The sequence below is a fragment of the Microbacterium sp. TNHR37B genome, assembly GCF_001620065.1.
Lineage (GTDB): Bacteria > Actinomycetota > Actinomycetes > Actinomycetales > Microbacteriaceae > Microbacterium.
This window is the reverse complement of record NZ_LQGV01000003.1, coordinates 159,091-181,137: the sequence shown is the minus strand read 5'-3', so window position 1 is coordinate 181,137 and position 22,047 is coordinate 159,091. Positions and strand designations below refer to the sequence as shown.

General features: G+C 68.0%; 13 protein-coding genes. 6 read left to right on the top strand and 7 right to left on the bottom strand.

Going from position 1 to position 22,047, the window contains the following annotated elements; translation table 11 throughout:
- The first annotated feature begins 20 nt into the window (after positions 1 to 20).
- The 4 genes from AVP41_RS09095 (at position 21) to AVP41_RS09080 (ending at position 5,101) form a co-directional block, all read left to right on the top strand.
- Positions 21 to 2,219: an SH3 domain-containing protein gene (locus AVP41_RS09095; protein WP_067163531.1), complete on the top strand. Its 2,199-nt coding sequence runs from the start codon at positions 21 to 23 to the stop codon at positions 2,217 to 2,219.
- 96 nt (positions 2,220 to 2,315) lie between these two features.
- Complete coding sequence (locus AVP41_RS09090; protein ID WP_157532440.1) at positions 2,316 to 3,302, top strand: M23 family metallopeptidase; 987 nt, start codon at positions 2,316 to 2,318, stop codon at positions 3,300 to 3,302.
- A gap of 177 nt (positions 3,303 to 3,479) precedes the next feature.
- Entirely contained in the window at positions 3,480 to 4,355 is an 876-nt protein-coding gene (locus AVP41_RS09085; protein WP_231902719.1) for an ABC transporter permease, read from the top strand.
- Entirely contained in the window at positions 4,355 to 5,101 is a 747-nt protein-coding gene (locus tag AVP41_RS09080) for an ABC transporter ATP-binding protein (RefSeq protein ID WP_067163524.1), read from the top strand. The genes AVP41_RS09085 and AVP41_RS09080 overlap by 1 nt, the downstream gene beginning before the upstream one ends.
- Before the next feature lie 48 nt (positions 5,102 to 5,149).
- Here AVP41_RS09080 and AVP41_RS16350 read toward each other — a convergent pair whose 3' ends face one another.
- The 4 genes from AVP41_RS16350 to AVP41_RS09060 form a co-directional block, all read right to left on the bottom strand.
- Positions 5,150 to 5,860 carry an SDR family NAD(P)-dependent oxidoreductase gene (locus AVP41_RS16350; RefSeq protein ID WP_082829133.1) on the bottom strand — a complete coding sequence of 237 codons (711 nt, stop codon included), beginning with the start codon at positions 5,858 to 5,860 and terminating at the stop codon, positions 5,150 to 5,152.
- Complete coding sequence (locus AVP41_RS09070; protein WP_067163522.1) at positions 5,853 to 6,539, bottom strand: IspD/TarI family cytidylyltransferase; 687 nt, start codon at positions 6,537 to 6,539, stop codon at positions 5,853 to 5,855. The genes AVP41_RS16350 and AVP41_RS09070 overlap by 8 nt, the downstream gene beginning before the upstream one ends.
- A gap of 92 nt (positions 6,540 to 6,631) precedes the next feature.
- Positions 6,632 to 8,353: a CDP-glycerol glycerophosphotransferase family protein gene (locus AVP41_RS09065; RefSeq protein ID WP_067163520.1), complete on the bottom strand. Its 1,722-nt coding sequence runs from the start codon at positions 8,351 to 8,353 to the stop codon at positions 6,632 to 6,634.
- A 32-nt stretch (positions 8,354 to 8,385) separates the two neighbouring features.
- Positions 8,386 to 9,762: a bifunctional cytidylyltransferase/SDR family oxidoreductase gene (locus AVP41_RS09060; RefSeq protein WP_067163518.1), complete on the bottom strand. Its 1,377-nt coding sequence runs from the start codon at positions 9,760 to 9,762 to the stop codon at positions 8,386 to 8,388.
- Between the two features lie 108 nt (positions 9,763 to 9,870).
- On the opposite strand from AVP41_RS09060, the gene AVP41_RS09055 reads away from it, so the two are divergent.
- Positions 9,871 to 12,471 carry a bifunctional glycosyltransferase/CDP-glycerol:glycerophosphate glycerophosphotransferase gene (locus tag AVP41_RS09055; protein ID WP_067163515.1) on the top strand — a complete coding sequence of 867 codons (2,601 nt, stop codon included), beginning with the start codon at positions 9,871 to 9,873 and terminating at the stop codon, positions 12,469 to 12,471.
- A 7-nt stretch (positions 12,472 to 12,478) separates the two neighbouring features.
- Here AVP41_RS09055 and AVP41_RS09050 read toward each other — a convergent pair whose 3' ends face one another.
- The gene (locus AVP41_RS09050; protein ID WP_157532438.1) at positions 12,479 to 14,971 is read right to left on the bottom strand and encodes a CDP-glycerol glycerophosphotransferase family protein; all 2,493 of its coding nucleotides are present in this window, start codon (positions 14,969 to 14,971) and stop codon (positions 12,479 to 12,481) included.
- A gap of 78 nt (positions 14,972 to 15,049) precedes the next feature.
- Here AVP41_RS09050 and AVP41_RS09045 point away from each other — a divergent pair, with 78 nt between their 5' ends.
- Positions 15,050 to 16,357, top strand: coding sequence for a polysaccharide pyruvyl transferase family protein (locus AVP41_RS09045; protein ID WP_067163511.1), 1,308 nt, complete (start codon positions 15,050 to 15,052; stop codon positions 16,355 to 16,357).
- 3 nt (positions 16,358 to 16,360) lie between these two features.
- On the opposite strand, the gene AVP41_RS09040 is transcribed toward AVP41_RS09045, so the two are convergent.
- Together AVP41_RS09040 and AVP41_RS09035 are read right to left on the bottom strand one after the other, a co-directional pair.
- Positions 16,361 to 18,454 carry an acyltransferase family protein gene (locus AVP41_RS09040; RefSeq protein WP_067163508.1) on the bottom strand — a complete coding sequence of 698 codons (2,094 nt, stop codon included), beginning with the start codon at positions 18,452 to 18,454 and terminating at the stop codon, positions 16,361 to 16,363.
- Positions 18,451 to 21,882 carry a bifunctional glycosyltransferase/CDP-glycerol:glycerophosphate glycerophosphotransferase gene (locus tag AVP41_RS09035; RefSeq protein ID WP_197464306.1) on the bottom strand — a complete coding sequence of 1,144 codons (3,432 nt, stop codon included), beginning with the start codon at positions 21,880 to 21,882 and terminating at the stop codon, positions 18,451 to 18,453. The genes AVP41_RS09040 and AVP41_RS09035 overlap by 4 nt, the downstream gene beginning before the upstream one ends.
- Positions 21,883 to 22,047: the final 165 nt, after the last annotated feature.

The following is a 22,047-nucleotide window of genomic DNA, read 5'->3' as shown; positions in this document are numbered from 1 at the left end:
ACTTCCGTAACAATGGTCACATGTCCCCCCGACTCGGAAGCCGTCGCGCCCTCTCCCCGCTCGCGCTCGTCGTCGGCGTCCTGTCGCTCGTCGCCGGGATGCTGACCTTCTCCCCGCCCGCCCCCGCCCAGGCCGCAGAGCTGCCTGGTTCGATCCTCGAGGGCGGCTTCATCATCAGCGATCGGGAGTTCTTCGACGCCGACTCGATGACCGCCGCGCAGATTCAGACGTTCCTCAATGCGCGCGTGACGACCTGCCAGGCGAAGAGCGACGCGCCCACCTGCCTCAAGAGCTTCAAGACCGATCTGCCCAAGTTCGCGTCCGACAAGTACTGCGCCGCGATCTCCGCCAAGAAGGGTGCGACCGCCGCGCAGGTCATCGCGACGGTCGGCAAGGCGTGCGGCATCAACCCCAAGGTCATCCTCGTCATGCTCCAGAAGGAGCAGGGACTGGTGACCTCCAGTGCGCCCTCGGAGTGGTCGTATCGGGCGGCGATGGGACAGGCATGCCCCGACACGGCGCCCTGCGACGAAGCGGCGGCCGGGTTCGTGAACCAGGTCTACAAGGGTGCGCGGCAGATGCAGGTGTACACGAAGAACCCGACCTCGTTCAACTACCGCGCAGGTCAGGTCAACACCGTCAAGTGGCACCCGACGAGCTCGTGCGGGTCGTCGAAGGTCTTCATCCAGAACCAGGCCACGGCGAACCTGTACATCTACACGCCCTACCGCGCGAACATCGCGGCTCTGGCTGCCGGCTACGGCACCGGTGACAGCTGCTCGGCGTACGGCAACCGCAACTTCTACAACTATTACGTCGACTGGTTCGCCTCGGGCGCCTCGCCTTCCAACGGCGCCCCCGCACAGGTCGGGTCCTGCACCTCACCGCCGTCGGCCGACATCGCCGCCGCGACGGGCACGGCCACCGTGACGAAGGCCGCGACGGCCCGCAAGGCGCCGACCTCGCGCTGCACGAGTGACACGAGCTCGGTCGCCAAGGGCGCCAAGCTCACGGTGACGGGCGCATACGGCGCGTGGATCCGGGTGAAGGTCGGCTCGGCGAGCCGTTGGGTGCTCAAGTCGTCGCTCACGCTCCCCAACACCGGCACTCCCGCCGCCGGAGGCAGCGTCTGCGCGCTGCCCTCGGAGTCCAGCGTGACGAAGGCCTCGGGGAAGGTCGTGGTGGCCACCGCGACGCTGAACGCCCGAAAGGCCCCCAACACCAGCTGCGACTCCGGCAAGACACAGATCAAGATGGGCGCGACGTACACGCGCACGGCGACGTACGGCGTCTGGTGGCGGCTGACGATCAACGGGTCTCCCTACTGGGTGCACAGCGGTTACGTCTCGCTCGCCGCGACGTCGACGCCGAAGCCCGTGCCGACACCGAACCCGACCCCGAAGCCCACAGCCTCGCCGACTCCGACGCCGAGCGCCACCCCCGCTCCGGCCACGCAGACCATGTACGCGAAGAACGCCGTGCACCTGCGGACGGGGGCCGGCTCGTCGACGCTCGTCTCCACGATCGTCAAGGGCACGAAGGTCACCGTGACCGGCACGAAGGGCGCATGGAAGGCCGCCACTGTCGGCAAGGCCAAGGGGTGGATCGACGGGAAGCACCTCGTCGCGAAGAAGCCTGCAGCGACGAAGACCTCCACCTTGCAGACCAAGGCGGCGCTGACATTGCGCGCTGCGGCGTCGTCCTCGGGTAAGGCCGGCGCGAAGCTCGCCAAGGGCGTCAAGGTCACCGTCGTCGATCAGACGGGAAGCTGGCGTGCCGTCACGGCGGGAAGCTCCTCGGGGTGGGTCCCGGCGTCCCAGCTGACGAAGGTCACGGCGGCCAAGAAGATGCAGACGACGACGTCGCTGAACCTCCGCGCCAAGGCGTCCACGTCGTCGAAGATCATCACGACACTGAAGAAGGGGACGAAGGTCACGGTCGTCTCTTCCAGCGGCGCGTGGCGCAAGGTCACCGTCTCCTCGAAGACCGGCTGGGTGCATTCGAAGTACCTGAAGGCCGTACCGGCATCGACGACCAAGAAGGTCGTGAAGACGACGACCACGAGCCTCAACCTGCGTTCCAGCGCCTCGACGAGCGGCAAGATCCTCACCGTCCTGAAGAAGGGCACGAAGGTCACGGTGGTGTCGTCGAAGGGCGTCTGGCGGAAGGTCACGGTGGGAAAGCAGTCCGGCTGGGTGCACTCGAAGTACCTGAAGTAGGCGCATGTTCGCCGCAAGCAGCCATTGCCGTTGATTTCCCAGTAGGTAGGCACAATTGTCTTCCCTAAATCTCACTCACACTGCTACGGTGCGTGTGTGGACGATGAAGACACGGACAGATATTCTCTGCTGAGCAGACGCGGTGTTCTCACCGGTGCCTCCGCGGGAGCCTTAGCTCTCTTGATCGATTCGTTTGCCTGGACGAACATCGCCCACGCCGCCTCCACGGTCAAATGGGTGAAGCCTCTCAAAGGGCCGATCAACTACACGCAGGACTGGGAAGGAAACGGGAACTTCCCGTACTCGCCCGACGGCCGGCATCGCGCTCTGGACATGATCCGTCCCGGACAAGTCGATTCCCCGGTCTACTCGATGGCGGCAGGCACTGTCGTCCAGAGCGGTTGGTACGCCAGTTACATGGGGTACTGCGCCACGGTCAAGCATGCTGACGGCTACTACACGCTGTATGCCCATCTCAAGAATGCGCCGATCGTCGATGAGGGGGAGACGGTGGCGGCGGGACAGCGTGTCGGGACGATGGGCGGCACGGGTGGATATCCCGTCCACCTCCATTTGGAAATGTATAAGGGCGGAACGTCGCGTCATACCCCCAGCCCAGGAGGTCACCGGATCGACCCGGAGCCCATTGTTCGTGCCGCTCCCTTTCCCGGCGAGACACCGCAACTGATCGGAGAAGAAATGCCCAGCTACGCCGAACGTGTCTACGAGGCGACACAAGCGATCCCCGTTGGCACATGGGGATGGGTTCGACTCAACGTGGAGAATCACGTCTCGCTGTTCCTGGGCGGGCTCACGCTCGCCACCGCCAACTTCACTATCGCCAACCTCTCTCCGGGGGAGGTCGTCAAGTTCCGATTCGTGAGGTACAACGAGGACACAGGGAACATGACGTCGCTCGGTCCGGTGGAAGTCATCGGCACCACGGGAAGCACATTCGGGCAACTGGCCGCCGTCGTCGATCTGGGAACCGACAGACGATTGCGCTTGCAGATGATGAGCGATGTCGCCACCGGGGCTTCTCTGACGGCCGTGGACCTGCGCGGGCTGAAGTGGTCGTCATAGTCGACGAAACTCGCTGAAGCTTCGATGTGGTCGCCTCGCGGCCGTGCTCGGGCTGCCGTGCGACCGGTGATCCCCGGCGCGCGCCCAGCTTCGCCGGGGGCGCGGTCCGTTAGGATGACGGGTGGTCCGCCGAACGCCCGACAGTCAGGCCGGTGGTCTCAGCCTGCGAGGAAACCTGTGACACAGATCGACTACAGCGCCTTCGACACACCGGGGCGCGGCCGGGGCATACTCGACGTCTTCGGACACCGCTATCTGCTCGGTGTCCTCATCAGCAAGACCTCGTCGTTGCGCTATCGCAACTCGGTGCTCGGCTGGTTCTGGTCCTACGTTCGACCGACCGTGCAGTTCCTGGTCTACTACGCGATCGTCGGCGGCGTGCTGCAGATGCACCAGAGGGTCGAAGCGTTCCCGCTCTACCTCTTCAGCGGGATCGTGGTGGTCAACCTGTTCAACGAGGCCTTCGGCGCGGCGACGCGATCGATCGTCGACAACAAGGCGCTCGTCCGGAAGATCTATCTGCCCCGCGAGCTCTTCCCGATCGCGGCGATCATCGGCTCGTTCGTCCACTTCCTTCCGCAGCTCGCGGTCCTCCTGATCGTCTGCATCTTCCTCTTCGGCTGGGTGCCCTCGTTCGCCTCGATCGGTCTCGCGCTGGGAGGTCTCGCCCTGGTGCTCCTGTTCATCCTCGGGCTGGGGCTCTTCTTCTCCGCGATCAACGTCCGCTTCCGTGACGCGTCGAACGTCGTCGACATCGTTCGGACGATCTCCACCTGGTCGTCGCCCATCCTCTACACGTGGGTCATGGTCGAGCACGCGACACGGAACGTGCCGTGGATCTTCCACTTCTACATGAGCAATCCCGTCACCGTCGCCGTCGAGATGTTCCACCAGGCCTTCTGGGAGCCGACGGTGGCGGCGTCCCAGCATCACGGATGGCCTCCGGAGATGGTCTGGTATGTCCTTGCCGCGCTCGTCGTCATCGCCATTGCGCTGACGATCGGCCAGCTCACCTTCCGCCGCTTCGAGCGCACGTTCGCCCAGGATCTGTGATGACGACGACGACCGACACTGCCCAGCCCCGCATCATCGTGGAGCACGTCTCGAAGTGGTTCAACAAGCGCAGCAGCCGTTCGATGAAAGACGCGTTCATCAACGTCGTGCGCGGCCGTCCGGTCCGCTCGCAGCAGTTCCAGGCGCTCAACGACCTCTCGTTCATGATCGGTGAGGGCGAGTCCGTCGCGGTGATGGGGCTCAACGGGTCCGGCAAGTCCACGACGCTCAAGCTCGTCTCCGGCGTCCTGGAGCCCGACGAGGGGCGTGTGCTCACGCGGGGTCGCGTGGCCGGGCTCATCGAGGTGGGTGCGGGGTTCCACCCCGACCTCACCGGGCGGGAGAACGTCTTCCTCAACGCCGCGATCCTTGGGATGAGCGAAGCGGAGACCAAGGAACGGTTCGACGAGATCGTCGCGTTCAGTGAGATCGGCGACTTCATCGATCAAGAGGTCAAGCACTACTCGTCCGGCATGTTCATGCGCCTCGCCTTCAGCGTCGCCATCCACGTGCATCTTGACGTGCTGCTCGTCGACGAGGTGCTCGCCGTCGGCGACGCCCCGTTCCGCGCCAAGTGCAACGCCAAGCTCAAGGAGCTCGCGGCACAGGGCGTCACGATGATGGTCGTCAGCCACAGCAAGGGACAGGTCAAGGACCTCTGCACCCGCGGCATCGTCATCAAGAAGGGCGTCAAGATCTTTGACGGGCCCATCGACGAGGCCGTCGAGGTCCTCGAGGGGAAGTGAAACGGCCCGGCGAAGGAATCGCCGGGCCGTTTGCTCATCGCTTCGCTCTCACAGGCGCACCACGATGTTCTCGGAGTCGATGTAGCGGCCCACAGGCGACGCGAACGCCTCGATGACCTGCGCGACGTGCTCCGGCTGCATGATCGTCGTGGGGTCCTCGGTGGGGGCCAGCACGCGCCGCAGGGCGGTGGCCGTGCGGCCGGGGGAGAGGCACACCACCCGCGTGCCGTAGATCGCGAGCTCCTCGCGCAGCACCTGGCTCATGTTGATCACAGCGGCCTTCGACGCGGAATAGGTCAGCCAGCCGGAGCGTCCGGTGATGCCGGCGGTCGAGGCGATGTTCACGATCAGCTCGAAGGTGTTCCCGAGGTGGAGGAGCTCCTGGATGAGCGTGAACGGCGCGTAGAGGTTGACGGTCATGGTGCGCTCGAAGTCGGCGAACTCGACCTGGTGGATCGGGACGGGATTCGTGTACCCCGCGTTGTTGATGAGGATGTCGACGTTGCCGACGGTGCGGTGGATCTCGGCGATCGCGGCGCGCAGGGCCTCGAGATCGCCGACGTCGGCGGGGTGGGCGAGCAGGGTCTTGCCCCGCGCCTCGGCGAGGGCGCCGAGCTCATCGCGGGCCTGTGTGAAGGCGTCGGACTCGCGGGCCACGATGATGACGGTCGTGATGTCGTCGACCGACTCGATGAATCGGCGGGCGGTCTCGTAGCCGATTCCGCGGGACGCCCCGGTGACCAGTGCAGACTTACTCATAGGACGTCTCATTCTCCTGCATCAGGTAGGTGGCGAGCCGGATGTCGGTGGGCGTCGTGACCTTGAAGTTCTCGTCGCGGCCGTCGATGTAGGACACCGGGTAGCCCGAGGTGGCCACGAGCGTCGCATCCTCGGTGAAGACGTCGCCCCGCTCCGCCGCCTGGCGGTGGGCGTCGGCGAGATCGCTCGTGCGGAACTTCTGCGGCAACTGGACGTTCCGCAGCCGCGAACGGTCGAGCGATCCGGTGACGGTGTGGGTATCGGGGTCGACGGGCGCGACAGTGAAGGGGATCTGGTGCATGAGAGCCACATTGTCGTGCGGCGACGCGATGAGGTTCTCGAAGTCCTGACGCAGCACCAGCGGGCGCGCGGCCTCGTGGATGATCACGCTGTCGTGGGTGCAGTGCGGCAGCATGGCCGACACGGAGGTGTGACGGGAGTCGCCGGCCTCGACGAGCGTGACGGGCGTCTTGATGGCGTAGTCCTCGAGGAGCTTCTCGACCGCGCCGCGCCACCCGTCGGGGTAGTTCATCACGATCTCGCCGATCTGCTCGATCGGGTCGATCGCCGTGAGCGAGTACACGAGGATCGGGATGCCGTTGACCTTGAGGAACTGTTTCGGCTGGTTCGCGCCGACGCGTGCGCCGACCCCGCCGTTGAGGAGAATGAGAGAGTGCACCCGGGAGACCTCCGTGTCTGGTGTGTGAACCAATCGACTATATCCGTGTGACCTTGGTGAACTCGGGATGCCTGGCGCGCGGCGCGCGTCGCTCAGTCGGATTCCCCGTCCGTCTCCGCCTCGGCGTGGCCGATCGGCGGGGTCCCGTCGATGTCTCGGCGGGCGGCGTCGATGAAGCCCGAGGCATAGTCTTCCGGGGGAAAGGACCCGAGGTAGTACTCCCGCATCTCCGCGCGGACAGCGCGCTGCGAGTCCGGGCCGAGGGCGTCATCGAAGGCGGCGGTCCACGTCGCCCGGTCGTCGGTGATGACGTACCCGGCGCGTGCGAGCGGGAACTCCGCCAGGAACTCCGTCAGATCTCGGCCGAAGGCCGTGGTGACGAGCGGCTTCAGCGAGTAGAGGAAGTCGCCCACGACGCTGGAGACGTCGGAGATCATGAGGTCACTGTCGTTGATGCAATCGTTGACGGAGCGCAGGCGTTCCGCCTCGTCCCCGAAGACGTGCGGCACGCCGGTCTGGGACCGGTGGGCGCCCAGGCGATGCTGGATCCGCTCGTTGATCGCGCGGTGGATCGGGTCCTTGTAGCTCCACGGATGCGGGCGGAACATGACGGCGCACCCCCGGGCGAGGAGGTCTTCGACGATCTCCTCGGCGACGTCGAGCGACGTGTACGAAGAGTCCAGACGGACGCCTCGCCACGTCGGCGCGTACAGTGCGACGGGGTGCGGGCGATCACGTGCTCCGGCCGGGGCCGAAAGAATGCTCTCGACCTGCGGGCGTCCGACGATGACGAACTTCCTGGGGTCGATGAGGACGCCGTGCCGCGCATAACGGTCCTGACCGGCCCGGCCGGCCACGTACACGCGGTCGTACATGGCGGTCACGGGATTGTAACTGGGCGCCTTGTCGCTCTCACCGTGGAGGAGCTGGATATGGGTGAGCTTCTGGAAGCGAACGAAGTGCGTGTTGCGTGCGGCGTTGTTCGTGTAGAAAGCGGCCCGCAGCGACGGGACCGTGAATTCGTCGACGTCGCGCATCGTGGGCGCGAGGACGACGGGCACGTCACCCGCGACCGCGACCGCATCGTTCCAGCTGCGCCGGTTGCGGAGCATGATGAAGAACGGGCGGTCGAGCCGGCGCAGGTAGGGGAGCCACATCGCGAGCTGGAATCCGGTGTTGGCCGGAGCGTCCCAGTACACGACGAAGTCAGGCTTCAGCGCAGCAAGGGCGCCCGGCAGCGCCGCCCGGGTGCGACGCGAGGTGCGCTGGCGCAGCCCGGCGATCGCGTAGATGACGAGCACGGTGAGACCGATCGGCACGGCGACGAGCGTCCAGAACCAGCCGTCCACGTGCAGGCGGCTGAGCAGGAACAGCAGCGCCGGGGCGGCCAGTACGACGACATGCAGGAGGCGCTTGAGCAGGGGGACCGGCGGGATCACCGTCAGCCCGGGAACATTGGCGATCCGCACACCGACGTATCCGGCGATGGCTTCGATCATCGGCAATGCCGACAACAGCACGAGCACGAACCCCATGGACAGCCACGCGATCGGCGCACTGGAGACCTCGTCGGTGGTCAGCGGCGGCGTGACCGCGAACGTGAGGATGACGAGTCCTCCCACGCTCTGGCGCAACACGCCCTGCCACCGCGGCCGCAAGCGGGCGATGACGACGCCGAGGAGAGCACCGTAGGCGACGACCCACGCCACGATCCCGAGGGTCGTCAGCTCGGAGTAAAGAAGCAGGGTCGCCGTGACGCTCAGGACGATGATCGCGAGATCGACGGGGTCGTTGCGGAGAGCTCGTTGAAACATGGAAGGGCCTGCCTAGGGAAGCCGTGACGTCGTCACGCGTCGTGGAGCCGGACGTTGATGACCTGACCGGTCACCGGAACGGTCAGCATCCGGAGGGTCACCCACGCCACGTGATCGGGATCGAGCAGGGTGTCCTCCGGTTCCTCGCCGAAGGCCGCGGTGCGCATCGGAGTGGCCGTGCGTTGCGGGTTGACGCAGTTGATGCGCACCCCCGATTCGGCCCACTCTTCGGACAACGCCTGGGTGAGGTTGACGACACCGGCCTTGGTCGCGCTGTAGATGCTGTAGCCCGCCCGGCCCCGCGTGTAGGAGCTCGAGGTGAACAACACGACCTCGCCCCCGGTCTCTTCGAGGTAGGGGAAGGCCTCCCGAGCGACAGTGGCGGGCGCGAGCAGGTTCGTGCGGATGGTCCGCTTCACCTCTTGCTTGGGCGTCTCGACCAAGGGAGCGATGTTCAGCACGCCGGCGGTCATGACGACGGCGTCGATCCGGCCGAACTCCTCGTAGGCTGCGCGCAGCGCCTTGCGGACGGCCTTGGGCGACCCGACGTCCGTTCCCGTCGTCGACCGGCTGAACTCCCGCACGCGGGCCCCGTGCTCACGGGCTTGCACGACGATGCTCGCCCCGATGCCGTAGCTCCCCCCGAAGACGACGATGGCCTTACCGCTCAGGTCGGCGAGGTCGCCGCCGTCGAGCGAGAGGCTGGCCGACTGGAGTTGGAAGAGCTTGTCGGCGATGTGGATGTCGATCGGCTCGGTCACCTTCATGTTCTCCGCGGTGCCGTCGACGACATAGATCGGCGTCTCGGGGAGGTAGGTGAACACGACGCCGCAGTCGTCGGTGGCCGTGAAGTCGGGGTCCTCCGCGGCGATCTCGTATGCGCGCCGGATCACGCCGAGACGGAAGGCCTGCGGGGTCTGCCCGCGACGCAGGCGCGAGCGCGGGGGGATCCCCGTGATGTGCTGCCGCTCGTCGACCTCGATGATCGTGTCGGCCGAGGGGACGGCGGTGTCGACGGCGTCGTAGTCGTCGAGCGCCCGGACGCAGTCGGAGATGATCCGGTCGTCGATGAACGGCCGCACGGCGTCGTGGAAGAGGACCTTCGTGTCATCGCCCTCGATCGCCTCGATGGCCAGCCGGGTGGTGTCATTGCGGGTCTCGCCGCCGGGAAGGATGCGGGTCAGCTTGGCGAAGCGTCCGCTGCCCAGCAGATGCGACAACTCGTCGATCGTCGCCGCGTTCATCATGACGATGACCTCGTCGATGTCGGGGCTCGCGTCCAGTGCCTCGAGGGTGTGCTCCACGATCGCCTTGCCCGCGATCTTGATGAGCTGCTTCGGGATGCCGAGACCGACGCGTGCGCCAATCCCTCCGGCCAGGACGACGGCGACGGTATGCACGTTGTTCACCCGGTGGACGCTCCTCGGCGATCGATGGGCGCGCGGTACTTGCGCCGCCGTTCATCCTACTCGGGGAGCCCCGAGAGCCCGGGGAGAGCGCTCGACTATCGTCGAAGGGTGCCGACGACCTTCTCCGTGATCAGCCCGATGTACAACGTCGAGGCCTATCTGCCGGACTTCTTCGCGTCGCTGCGCGAGCAGAGTTACGGCTTCGAGAGGCTGGAGGTGATCCTGGTCGACGACGGCTCCACCGACGGCACGCTCGCCGTGGCGGAGGAGTTCGCCGCCACGAGGCCGAACGTGACCGTGCTCACGCAGTCCAACGGGGGGCAGGCGAGCGCCCGCAACCTCGGCCTCGCGCACGCGACCGGCACCTGGCTGACCTTCCCCGATCCCGATGACGTGCTCTCTCCGGGGTACTTCGCCGCCGCGGCCGCGGAGATCGAGCGCCACGCGGAGGGACAGCTCGCGATGGTCTCCGCGCGCATCCTGATGTGGTTCGAGGATCGTGACAGCCTCCTCGACAATCACGCGCTCGCCGGACGCTTCCGCCACGGTCGTCGCGTGGCGGATCTCGACGCGGAACCCGAGTGGATCCAGCCGCACATCACCTCCGGCTTCGTGCGGCGCGACGTCGTGAGCGCCGCGGGGCTGCGCTTCCCCGAGGATCTTCGACTTCGCTTCGAAGACGCCAATTTCGTTGCACGCTACCTGCTGCATTGCCCGCGTCCCGCGGTGGCCTTCCTCCCGTCGGCGCAGTACCACTACCGGCAGCGAGCGGACAGCTCGTCAACGATGCAGTCCAGCCACGAGAAGCCGGAGAAGTACACCGACACGATCCGCATCGGGTTCGGCGGGGTGATCGCCGAAGCCGAATCCCTGGGCCGGCCGCTGCCGCGATGGGCGCAGAACCTCTTTCTGTACGACCAGTTCTGGATCCTCCGCAGCTCCCAGACCGCCCGGGTGCGCCAGTCCGATTTCCCCGAGGAGATGCACCGTGAGCTGGCGGAATCGGTGCCAGGCTTCCTCCGGCACATCGACGAGGAGGCGATCTCGAACTTCGCGCTGATGACCGTCGCGCCGTGGATGCGGGAAGCGCTCCTGCTCGTCAAACGGGGACGCGCTGCCGGAACCGTGTACCGCGGCGCGGTGGATCGTCGTCGCGGACTCCAGTCGGTCGTGTACCGCTACCACGGGGAACGCCCGGTGGAGCGGCTGAGCGTGGACGGTGCGGTCGTGGCGCCGCGCTTCGAGAAGACCCAGCCGCTGGAGTACGTCGGCCGCCCGTTGGTGTGGCAGCGCACGCTCTGGATTCCCGAGCCCGGAGCGGTGGAGGTAACCCTCGACGGCGAACCCCGAGAGATCGAGGAGCGGCCGACGGTGCCGCTCAGCCCCTTTGCCGCACGGGGCCGTCTCCGGGGGAGGACCGCCGCCGATCTCCGGCGGCTCCGAAAGCGTGTGGGAAGTGCGATCCGCCGGCGTCTGAGCGGCCAGCTGGTGTCGCTTCTCCGGCGCGACCTCGCGGTGAGGTCGCCCCGACTCGCCCGGCGCTTCGCGGGGGCGTGGGTGTTCATCGACCGCGAGGTCGACGCCAACGACAGCGCGGAAGACCTCTACTGGTGGGTGCGGGAGCATCACCCGGAGGTGAATGCATGGTTCGTCGTGCGAGCGGGAACGCCCGACTGGCACCGCCTGGCTGCTCGCGGGGCTCGACTGGTCGCCTATGGTTCTCCGGAGTTCACCGCGCTCCTCGTGCATGCCGATCATCTCGCCTCCAGTCATGCCGACCGGTTCATCACCCACGCGCTGCCGCGCAAGTACCGCCCGGCCGGGTACAGCTTCACCTTCCTGCAGCACGGAGTCATCAAGGGCGACCTTTCGCTGTGGCTCAATCCGAAGGTCATCGACGTGTTCGTGACCTCGACCCAGGCCGAGTACGACTACATCGCGGGGGTCTCGCCGTATCGCTACAGCACGAAGGAGGTGCGGCTCACCGGGCTGCCGCGCTTCGATGTGCTCCGTGAGCTCGACGCGGCGGTGAACGAGAGCGAGCGCGACATCGTCCTGGTGATGCCCACGTGGCGCAACTATCTCGTCAGCGACCTCAAGTCTGCATCCGACGACCGCGAGCTTCTGGGGGCGCTCGCCGAGACCGAGTACGGTCGCGCGCTCGCGACGCTCCTGCGCGACCCGGAACTGGAGCGGTTGCAGGAGGCCGGGGCCCGCATCGTCTTCATGCCGCATCCCAACATGCAGCGCTACCTTCCGCAGTTCGACCTCCCGCCGCACATCGAGATCGTGTCCTATCTCGACGCCGACGTCCGCGACATGATCGTGCGCGCGGCCGTGCTGGTCACCGACTACTCCTCCACCGCGTTCAACGCCGCGTATCTGCGTCGCCCGGTGATCTACTACCAGTTCGATCAGGAGGAGTATCGCCGCGGTCACACCGAGCGCGCCGGGTACTTCGACTACGAGCGCGACGGGTTCGGACCCGTCCTGACCGAGCCGACGGCCGTCGTCGAGATGATCGCGCGCGCGATCGCGGGGGACTTCCCCGCGGAGTACACGGCTCGCACCGACGCCGCCTTCCCGGTCCGCGACGGGAACAACCGTGCCCGCACCTTCGACGCCATGCGCGAGGTGCGCACGCGTAGAAGCCTCGAGGAGCGCTCCCGGCCCGCCCCGCCGGATTCCTGGTCGGTGGCTCCGGGCTGAGCACGCATCACTGCGCGCTCAGATGCTCCTCGATCGCGGAGACGATCCGTGCCGCGGCGCCCCCGTCCGCCGTCTCCGCCACTTCTCTCCGCCGTTCGCGGAAGGGGTCATCCACGTGGTCGTGGAGGGCCCTCTCGATCGCGGACACGGCCGCGGACGTCTCACGCGTGACGGGACCGAGCCCCTCCCGCTCGTAGTCGAAGCGCCCCGCCCGATACGTGTGCCCGCCGCCCAAGGCCGCCTCGCGGTCGAACTGGAAGTACACGACGTGGCTCCCCGCCACGGCGGCATCGAACGCGATCGAGGAGTAGTCGGTCACCACCACGCGCGAGCGCACGAGCGCATCGACGGCGTCCACGTCGTCATCGGCGATGAGCACGCCGCTCCCCGCCGCCACGCGTGCGAAGTCACCCCGCATGGCCGGGTGGGGGAGCAGCAGCACGCGGGCGCCGTGTCGCTCTGCGTGCTCCCTCAGCCGCGCGTCGCCGGCGAGACCGAGCCATTGCCGTGCGAACTCGCTCTCGAGCACGTCGTCGGTGACGTGCCGGCGTGCGTCGGACCCTGTACGCACCAGGGGAAGTCGCCACGTGGGAGCGAGGAGGATGGTGTCCGGCGAAGCCGGCCGCCGATCGAGAGCGCGCTGCGCCACTCGGTCGAAGCGCGGGAAGCCGGTGCGTGCGACAGAGCTTCGTGACAGCACGTAGGGTGATCCATCGCCGACGATCGCCTCGTGCTCGCTCTGCGTGGCCGTGGTCATGAGGTCGATGGGCTTTGCGTTGAACCACAACGACAGATCGTTGTGCAGCACGCCGTGCTGGAGGTAGACGAATAGCCATGGCCGCTGACCGCCGGGATAGAGACGGTCGGGCTTGGGGTGGGTCATGGGGGCATCGACGTAGGACGACGCCACGACGACCGCTCGGTCGAGGGCCTTCGCGTGCTCATCGCCGCCGTACGGGAGGACCCGGTCGGACTCCTCGCGCAGCCGGGCGAAGTCGGGCGACCCCTCCGCCACCACGAACCAGGCGTTGATCGACGGACGCTCGCGTCGGAGGTGGGTGAACAAGAGCTCCGCGTTGTCGCCGGCGTGGTCGACGCGGTCCATCATCAGCCACGCGTCCGTGAACGGCGACTCCTCGACCGTCGCCGGCGGACGCGTCGACGGGATCTCGGCGCCCGCGCGGGCATCCGGGCCGCCCTCGGGGGTGCTGCCGCGCGGCGGGCGCGACACGAGCCGGCGGAGCACACCGGCGACGCCTCCGCGGGAGGAACCCGAGCGCACGGCGTTCCCGGCCGATGCGTCGGGGGCCTCCCGCGGCGACGGTACCGGTACCGGACGCGGTGGGTAGACATACACGCGATCGGTGACCGCGCCTGCCACACCGTCGACCTCGACCACGGCGGGCGGATCGCCCGTGGTCCACAGAATGTGCTCTCGCAGGCGGTCCTGGCCGAAGTAGTCGAGCGTGCGCCACTTTCGATCGACGATCGGGAGGGCGCTCCCGTCTGCCGAGCGGACCACCACGTGAGGGGCCGTCGAGGTGTGGAGCATGCGGATCTCGGTGCGCGAGCGCGGGCCGCGCACGGTCGTGTGGGCGAGGACGAACGGGAGGGACGAGCCCCCGAGGACGAGGAAGAGCGCGCGCAGATCGACCCGCAGCGGCGTCAGCCGATAGCCGCGCATCACGTCCGGATCGATACGCGTCAGGACCCGGGTCGCGACGTCGAGCACCTCGGCGCGGTCGCGCGTGTTCAGGCGTGCCGCCGTCGCCAGGGTGAGCTCGCCGAGAAACGCGGCGCGGAGCCGGTGCAGCGCCAGCACCTGCGCGGTCCGATCGTGCCCGGCTTCGTCGAGGAGGGCGGCGGCCCGTTCCCCCCACGACGCGGCGCCTCCGGTGGCGGTGACTCGATAGGTCGCCCCGGCGGCCACGCGGATCCGGGCCGAACGCCGCAGGAGGGCCAGGAGCAGAGCGTCCGGCGACGTTCCCGACGGTGCGGCATCCGCAGCGATCTCGCGTCGGAGGGCGAGGCCCGGCAGGACCGCCGGGAGGGTTCCAGTCTGTGGATCGAGGTCGGCGAGGCGGTCACCGGGCCCGAACAACGGGGCCTGCTCCCACCCCGGTGACACCGGCCGGGACACGACGAGGTCGGCGGTGCCTCCCTCGGCATCGGCATCCCCCGCGCATGCCTCCCGGAGCCGGACGAGCCACGCGGGATCGGGCAGGGTCGTCCCGTCGAGGATGCCCACCCACGGTGTCGTGACCGACCTCAGTGCGTCGGTGAGCTCTCCAGCGACGGTGTGCACGTCTCGCGGCATCCGGTCGTCGTCGAGCCAGCGTGCATGCGCGGCGCGCAGCACCGTCGGGTCTGCAGCGACCAGTTCCCATCTCGCCGCGGAAGACTCCTCGACCCCGCCGATCGCATCCGCGAGGGCATCGATCCGGATCTCATCCGACGCATCGAGGGCGACGACCACCGTCAGCATGGGAGGACTGCTCACGCCACCATCGTAGGCGGGTCGACCTCACGTACAATCGACGACTGGTCCCTTGCCGGTGGGGGCCGAGGAAGGCACGTCATGCGCGTACTCATCCGCGGGGGCAAGCCGCCCCACGTCCCCGTCTCGCCCGAGGCCTCTCTGGCGCGCTGGGGATGGGGCATCTTCGGGTCGAACGTCGGCAACGCCCTGTACCTGGAATCGGTGTACCGGGCACTCCACACGCCCGACACGGATATGACCGTCGATTCCCTCTACGTCGAGCTCTCCAAGGACCCGGCGGCCATGGCCTCCGCCATCAACGGATCGTTCGACGTCTACGTGATTCCGTTGGCCAACGCCTTCCGTCGGGACTTCCTGCCCTCGCTCGACCGCCTCACCGCCGTCATCCGCCTCCTGACGATCCCGGTCGTCATCACCGGAGTGGGGGGTCAGTCGGACGTCGGCGGAGACATGTCCGACCCCGAGGTCGACGGATCCGTCGCGCGTTTCGTCTCGGCCGTGCTCGATCGCTCCCGCTCGCTCGGGGTGCGCGGGGAGCAGACCGCCGCGTACCTGAACCGGCTGGGCTTCGGTTCCGATGTCGTCGACGTCATCGGGTGCCCCAGCATGTTCGATCACGACGGAACGCATCGCGTCGAGCGCACGAAGGAGCGCATCGATGAGAACTCGCCGATCGCCTTCAACGTCGCGATCAACATCGATCCCGCCGCGGGATTCGACCGGGTGATCCGCCATCACGTCGACGCGTACCCGAATCTGGTGTATGTGCCGCAGGAACACCACGAACTGGCGATGCTCCTGTGGGGCACCGATGCCTCCACGACGCGACCAGATATGCCCCTGGACCGGACGCACCCGTTCTACCGGCAGGACCGGATCCGCTTCTTCCTCGACCCGACCACGTGGAAGTCGTTCATGAAGGAGCAGGACTTCGCCTTCGGCTCGCGCATCCACGGGAACGTTGCCGCGCTGGCCGCAGGCACCCCCGCCGTGCTGTTGTGTCATGACGCCCGTACCCAGGAGCTCGCGGATTACCACCGCATCCCCTACCGCGTGTACGAAGGGGGCGTGGCTGACGCCGCGGAGCTGTACGAGACCGCGTCGTTCGATGAGCTCAATGCGTTCATGCCGGAGGCCTTCGCCCGCTACACCGCCTTCCTCGATCGCAACGGGCTCGCGCACATCCATCAGTCCGGCCGCGCCCATCCCGCCTATGAGGCCGCGTTGGCCGCCGCCCCCTTCCCCGCCGCCGTGCGCAGCTACGCGGCGGAGACCACCGAGTTCGAGCGGGAACTCTTGCGCAAACTCGCCTGGCTCCGGCAGGGCGAGAAGAACGACGCGGCCCGGTGGGTGGGCGGCTACATGCCGGAGTGGAAGCCGGTCTGAGGCTTACGGGGTGACGGCGTCGGACACGACCCGGTAGATCCACGAGTCGAGCGATTCCGAGAAGGATCCGGTCAGATGCGATGCGTCGAAGTACACCGGTAGGCCGCCGACCGCGAAGTAGCAGTAACGCTCGTCGCAGAAGTTGTCGGCCGGGTCGGCGACGGTGATGCGATCGCCGAACCGCGCCTCCAGTTCGTCGGTGACGGAGCGGTAGAGCGCCCGCTCCCGCGGGTTGCGGCAGTCGCCGCCACTCGAGAGACACTCCGGCCCGTCGACGCGATTGCCGACGCTGTCACCGGTCAGCGGAACGTCCTCGAGGACGACCACCGGCTCGCCCCGAGCCAGGAGCGTCTCGATCGTCTCCTCATAGGGTCCGGCCGCGTCTCCGTCGAACGGGTAGTTGGAGGTCATGTTGGCGAGGATGACGACATCGGCCTCCGGCACCAGCGTCTTCTCCACCCACGCATTGCGCGCGTCGCAGGCGGCCTGTTCGGCCGCCGGGATCTCTCGCGACACCGTCGCGTCGGGCGCCTCGCCCGTCGAGGGGCATCCGTGCCGCATGGCGACGGTCACATCGAACCCGCCCGCCTCGCCGGCCGCGCGGAGGGCATCGCTCCAGTTGCCACTGTGGGAGTCGCCCCAGAGCAGCACGTTGAGGTCTCCGTCGGGGCTGTCGGTGCGGCAGACGGTGGTTGCGAAGGCACCCAGGCCGTTTGCGCAGTACTCTTCCCACGGCCAGGGGCGGTCTTCCGCCGCGGCGGCGCCGGCATCGCCGGGCACCTCACCCCACGCGGGGGAGCAGCCGGGGTTCGAGGTCGAGCGCGCACCCGCGCATGGTGCGGCGGAGACCAGGCGAGCATCCACGGCCTGCTGGGCCTGTTCGACGCGGGCGGTCCCCGCCAGGCTGGTGCCGAGAGCCGCCGCGCCGACGCTCAGGATGCACGCGAGTCCGAGGGCGTACGCCACGCGGCGTCTTCCGCCGCCGGTGCGCAGCGGTGTCTCCACCCACCGCAGCGACAGCCACCCCAGCAACAGGCTGGCGGCGAAGAGGATCACCTTCTCCACCCCGCGCAGCTCGTGCCCGATCGCGTAGGGAACGAGGATGACGAGCGGCCAGTGCCAGAGGTAGATGGAGTAAGACGCGTCTCCGACGATCTGGAGCGGACGCACCCGCGCGAGCGACCCGAGTGAGCCTCGGCCTTCCTCTCCGCCCCCGAGCAGCACGAGGGTCGCGCCGATCACGGGGAGGAGGGCCCAGACGCCCGGATAGGTGACGTCGCCGAGCGTGAACGCGGCCACCACGATCACGGCCAGGCCCACCCACGGCGCGGCGAACCGGACCGGGCGGGGGATCGCGCGGTCGTCGGAGACCACGAGCGCCAAGAGGCCTCCCGCGGCGAGCTGCCAGACCCGTCCGGGCGTGACGAAGTAGGCCGCGGCCGGCGCTGTGGACATCAGCCACAGCATGGCGGCAAAGCTCAGCACGCCGACCCCGGCGACGAGGGCGATCACCGCGGCGCGCCGCTCGGCGTCCCGGCGTCGGCGCAGCAGCGCGAGGAGCGAGAGCAGCAGGACCGGCCAGAACAAGTAGAACTGCTCCTCGACCGAGAGCGACCAGAAGTGCTGGAAGGGTGAGGGCGCGGACTCCGCCGCGAGATAGTCCACGGCGTTGCCGGCCAGCACCCAGTTCTCCACAGCCAGAGCCGAGGCCAGGAGCTCGCGGGCCATGTCGTTCCACCGCGACACCGGCATCCAGACGACGACGGCCGCCGCGGTGATCAGCAGCACCGCGGTCGCCGCCGGCATCAGACGCCGGATGCGTCGTGCGTAGAAGCTCGAGAGCGTCGTGAGCACCGAACGGTCGTGGCGAGCGCTGCGGACGATGTGACCGGTGATGAGGAACCCGGAGATGACGAAGAACACGTCGACGCCGATGAATCCGCCCGCGAGCCGGCCCGGCCACAGGTGGAACACGACCACGAGGAGCACCGCGAGCGCGCGAAGGCCCTGGATGTCGGTGCGCAGGCCCGCACGCGGCGCGACCGGGCCCTGACGCTCGCGGTGAGCGCGTCTCGTCGTGATCGACGGGACGGTCATCGTTCGAAGACCGCGTCGACCAGGCGGGCCGAGGCGTGGCCGTCTTCGCGCTCCATGAACCGTGCCCGGAAGGCGTCCACCGCCGGGCGCGTGTTGCGCTGCAGCAGGTCGAGGTCGGCCAGTGCGGCGAGGCACTCCTCGACCGTCCGGGCGATCGGGCCGGGCGCGGTCTCCTCGTAGGGCAGCATCCAGCCCCGCGCGTCGTCGCGGTAGACGTCGAGGTCGGGGACGAAGAACACCATCGGGTTGCCGGTCAACGCGTAGTCGAACCGCAGCGACGAGTAGTCCAGGATCGCGGCGTCGGAGGCGAGGCACAGCTCCGTGATCTCGGGGTAGTCGGTGACGTCGATGACCCCCGGTGCCGCCTGCGCGCGCGAGGTCGTGCGGGCGTTCATCGCGTGGCCGCGCATGAGGACGACGTGGTCGTCCCCGAGCCGCTCCACCACATCGCGCGGAGCGAGCCAGTCGACCGGTTTCGCCTCGAACTCGCTCGTCGCGAGGTTGTCCCGGTAGGTCGGGGCGTAGAGGATCGCCTTCTGCCCGGGCCGGATGCCCAGTACCGCCCGCGTGCGCTCTCGCAACTCCTGCGCGTTGGGGTCGAAGAAGACGTCGTTGCGGGGATATCCGATCTCCAGCGTGGTCGCCGTCGTGGAACGGAAGTCGCGCTCGAGGAGGGGGGTGGCGTAGGCCGCGGGAGAGAGCAGGTAGTCCCACTGCTCATGCCGGGCGAGGAACGATGCGATCCGGCTCTCGGAGTATCCCGCCTGCTCCCAATAGCGCAGTCCGGCGGTCTTGAAGGGGTAGCCGTGGAGCGTCTGGACGAACACCTGCCCGTCGTGCTTGTGGAAGAAGTCGGGCTGGTGGACGTTGTCGAACAGGTACCGCGCGGTGGCGAGCAGGTCGAACCACTCCGCAGTGCCCACCACGACCCCGCGCCCGCCGGCGGGCACGGGGACGGAGCGATCCTTCACCGACCACACCAGATCAAGACCGTAGTCCCGCTCGACGAGCTCACGGTGCACGCCCGCGTTGCTGCACGACGTGTTCTCGCCATAGAAGGAACGGAAGAGAACCGCATCGCGAAGCGGGCGCCCCGTGGCGGCTTGCTGCCGCTGAAGGGCGAACTGACGACGGGTACCGGTCTCTTCCCGCGTCAGCGGCGCGCTGAGGATGATCTCGGGACACGACTGCTTCGGGTTCACCTCGACGCGTGCCGTGAGCTCGCCGGGGATGAGCGTCTCGTGGGGCGTCGTCGCGACGAATGCCTCGGAGAGGAAGAAGTCCTGCTCGGTCGTCTCGTCCACCGCCAGGAGGCGATAACGACCCGAGGGGAGAGGAGCCGGGGTGCGGCCCCAGCGTTCCGCGCGGAGAGGGATCCGCGCCGTCCACCGATCGCCGTCCCATTCCACATCCGCCCGCACCTGAGTCCGGTGATCGCGCATCTCCACGAACGGGGCGCCCCGGCCGGACAGAAGCCGCCCGCCCATCCGGAGTGTTCCCTCGTCGACCTGGATCGACTCGATCGTCATCCGACGGGTGATGCGTGCCAGGGCGAGGTTGCCGTAAACGGTCTGGGTCGCCGACACGAGCGATGCCGGCACGACCGTCGGCCAGTCCGTCTCGGGTGCGGCCCAGGAGATCTCGTGAGCGACGCCGTCGGCGTCGATCAGGCGGAGCCCCCAGGAGGTGTCGCGGGGACCGACCAGCGCGGCGGGGTCGATCGAGAAGGCCCACCGCCCTGCGCCCGAGGATTCGACGGGGAAGGCCACCGGTTCGCTCGACGCATTCCCCGTCACGCGAGCTTCGACGAAGGTCATCGGGGCGGTGGACTCCACGACGACGTCGATCTGTTCGTCGTGCGTGTCCACCGAGACCGCGCGCTCGGGAAGCCTGCGGAGTTGGAGGTGCAGCCGGTTCGGATCGGAGAGGATCACGGCGATCCTTCGGCCTTCGGCGTCGAAGCGCGGACGCACCAGTGCGGTGGAGCCCCACAGGTTCACGTCGCGCACCTGCAGCCGCCAGGTGCCGATGGCGTTGCGCAGGGTGACCCACAGGAAGAAGTCGGCGCGCTCGAGCCCCGTGGCTACCAGGTGGGGCCGAGTGACGGTGGCCCGCCATGCTCCTGCCGAGTAGTCGTTGACCTTGTGGTGGGCCACCAGATCGATCCGCGCGTCCTCACGGCGCACTGTCGTCAGCGGAATCCGGACATCGCCGGGCCCGACGAGCTCGACCTCGGCCGTCGTCGGCACCTCGACGGAATCGATTCCCGTCACAAAGCCCCAGCCATCGAGTTGGAGCGTGTCGTCATCGATCCACGTGACCCCCCGCAGGGCGATCTTCGGCGTGAAGCACTCAGGGGGCATCGTCACCACGGCCCGCGGATAGTCGATCTCGTCCGAGAGGGCGACGCGCAGGGTTGCCACGTCCGCGTCGATCTCCGTCGGCCAGCGTCCTGCGTCCAGGCCGTCGGCGGCGAGATAGCGCAACGCGTCGTCGCGACGTCCCTCGGCGATCAGCCAGACGAGGGACGCCTGGTGGGGCAGGATCCGAGCCCACCCGCTGTCCTCGAGCTCGGCCACGAGCGCTCGGACTCCCGCGGTCAGCGCGTCCCAGAAGTCGTCCGAGGTGTGTGGCAGCTGTTTCCTCGAGTGCTGGATGTCGTTGGACAGCAACTGACAGGTCCGCGTCTCGGCGAGGGCGGAGGAGTGGTCGCGGAGCAGTTCCACGCTGCGGATCGCAGCGTGCATCCGTCCGGTCACGTCGCCCACCGAGCGGGTCTGCTGGGAGATCGACGACGCGTCTTCGCGGTCGCGCCAGTTGATGAGGACGTCGGGCAGGACGTCCACGGAGCGTGCCACCGCGTACGCGACTGCGGAGACCGGCTGATCCTCGTACAGGGCGCCCACGGGGAACGTCGTCCCCATGCGATCCCAGAACGATCGACGGTAGACCTTGCTCCAGGCGACCGCATTGACGAGGATCTCGGGGAAGTCGGTCGCCGAGATCCGGGTGCGGCGGACGCGGTGCGCGTCTTGGATCCACGGGCCCGCCGGCCACGTCCGCAGACCGGTGAAACGGCGGTACTGCGCGACGGCGAAATCCGAACCCGTCTTCTGGAGGGACCGGAGGAATGTCATGGCGGCGTGCGGCTCCACGGTGTCGTCGGAGTCGACGAACCACAGATACTCACCCGTCGCGTAACGGATACCCGTGTTGCGGGCTGCCGACAGGCCGCCGTTGGGCTGGCTGACGATCCGGATGCGTCGATCGCGCGCCCGCACTCTCGCCGCGACGGCGCGGGTGCCGTCGATCGCGCCGTCGTCGACGACGATGATCTCGATCCGCCGGTAGGTCTGGTCGAGAAGAGACTGCAAGCACTCTTCGATGTAGCGCTCGACGTTGTAGGCCGGGACGACGATGGACAGCAACCCGCGAACGTATCCCTCCGGAGTGCGACCCGCGCGCAGGTTCCGCAGGCGGTGACGCATTCCCTGCGGGAGTCGGTCTGCGACGACTCGCGTCACCGTGCGTCTATCCATGCCTCTTCGATCCGTTCCTCAAGCCGGGGGCAGCCGTCGCCTCCGGAAAGCGCG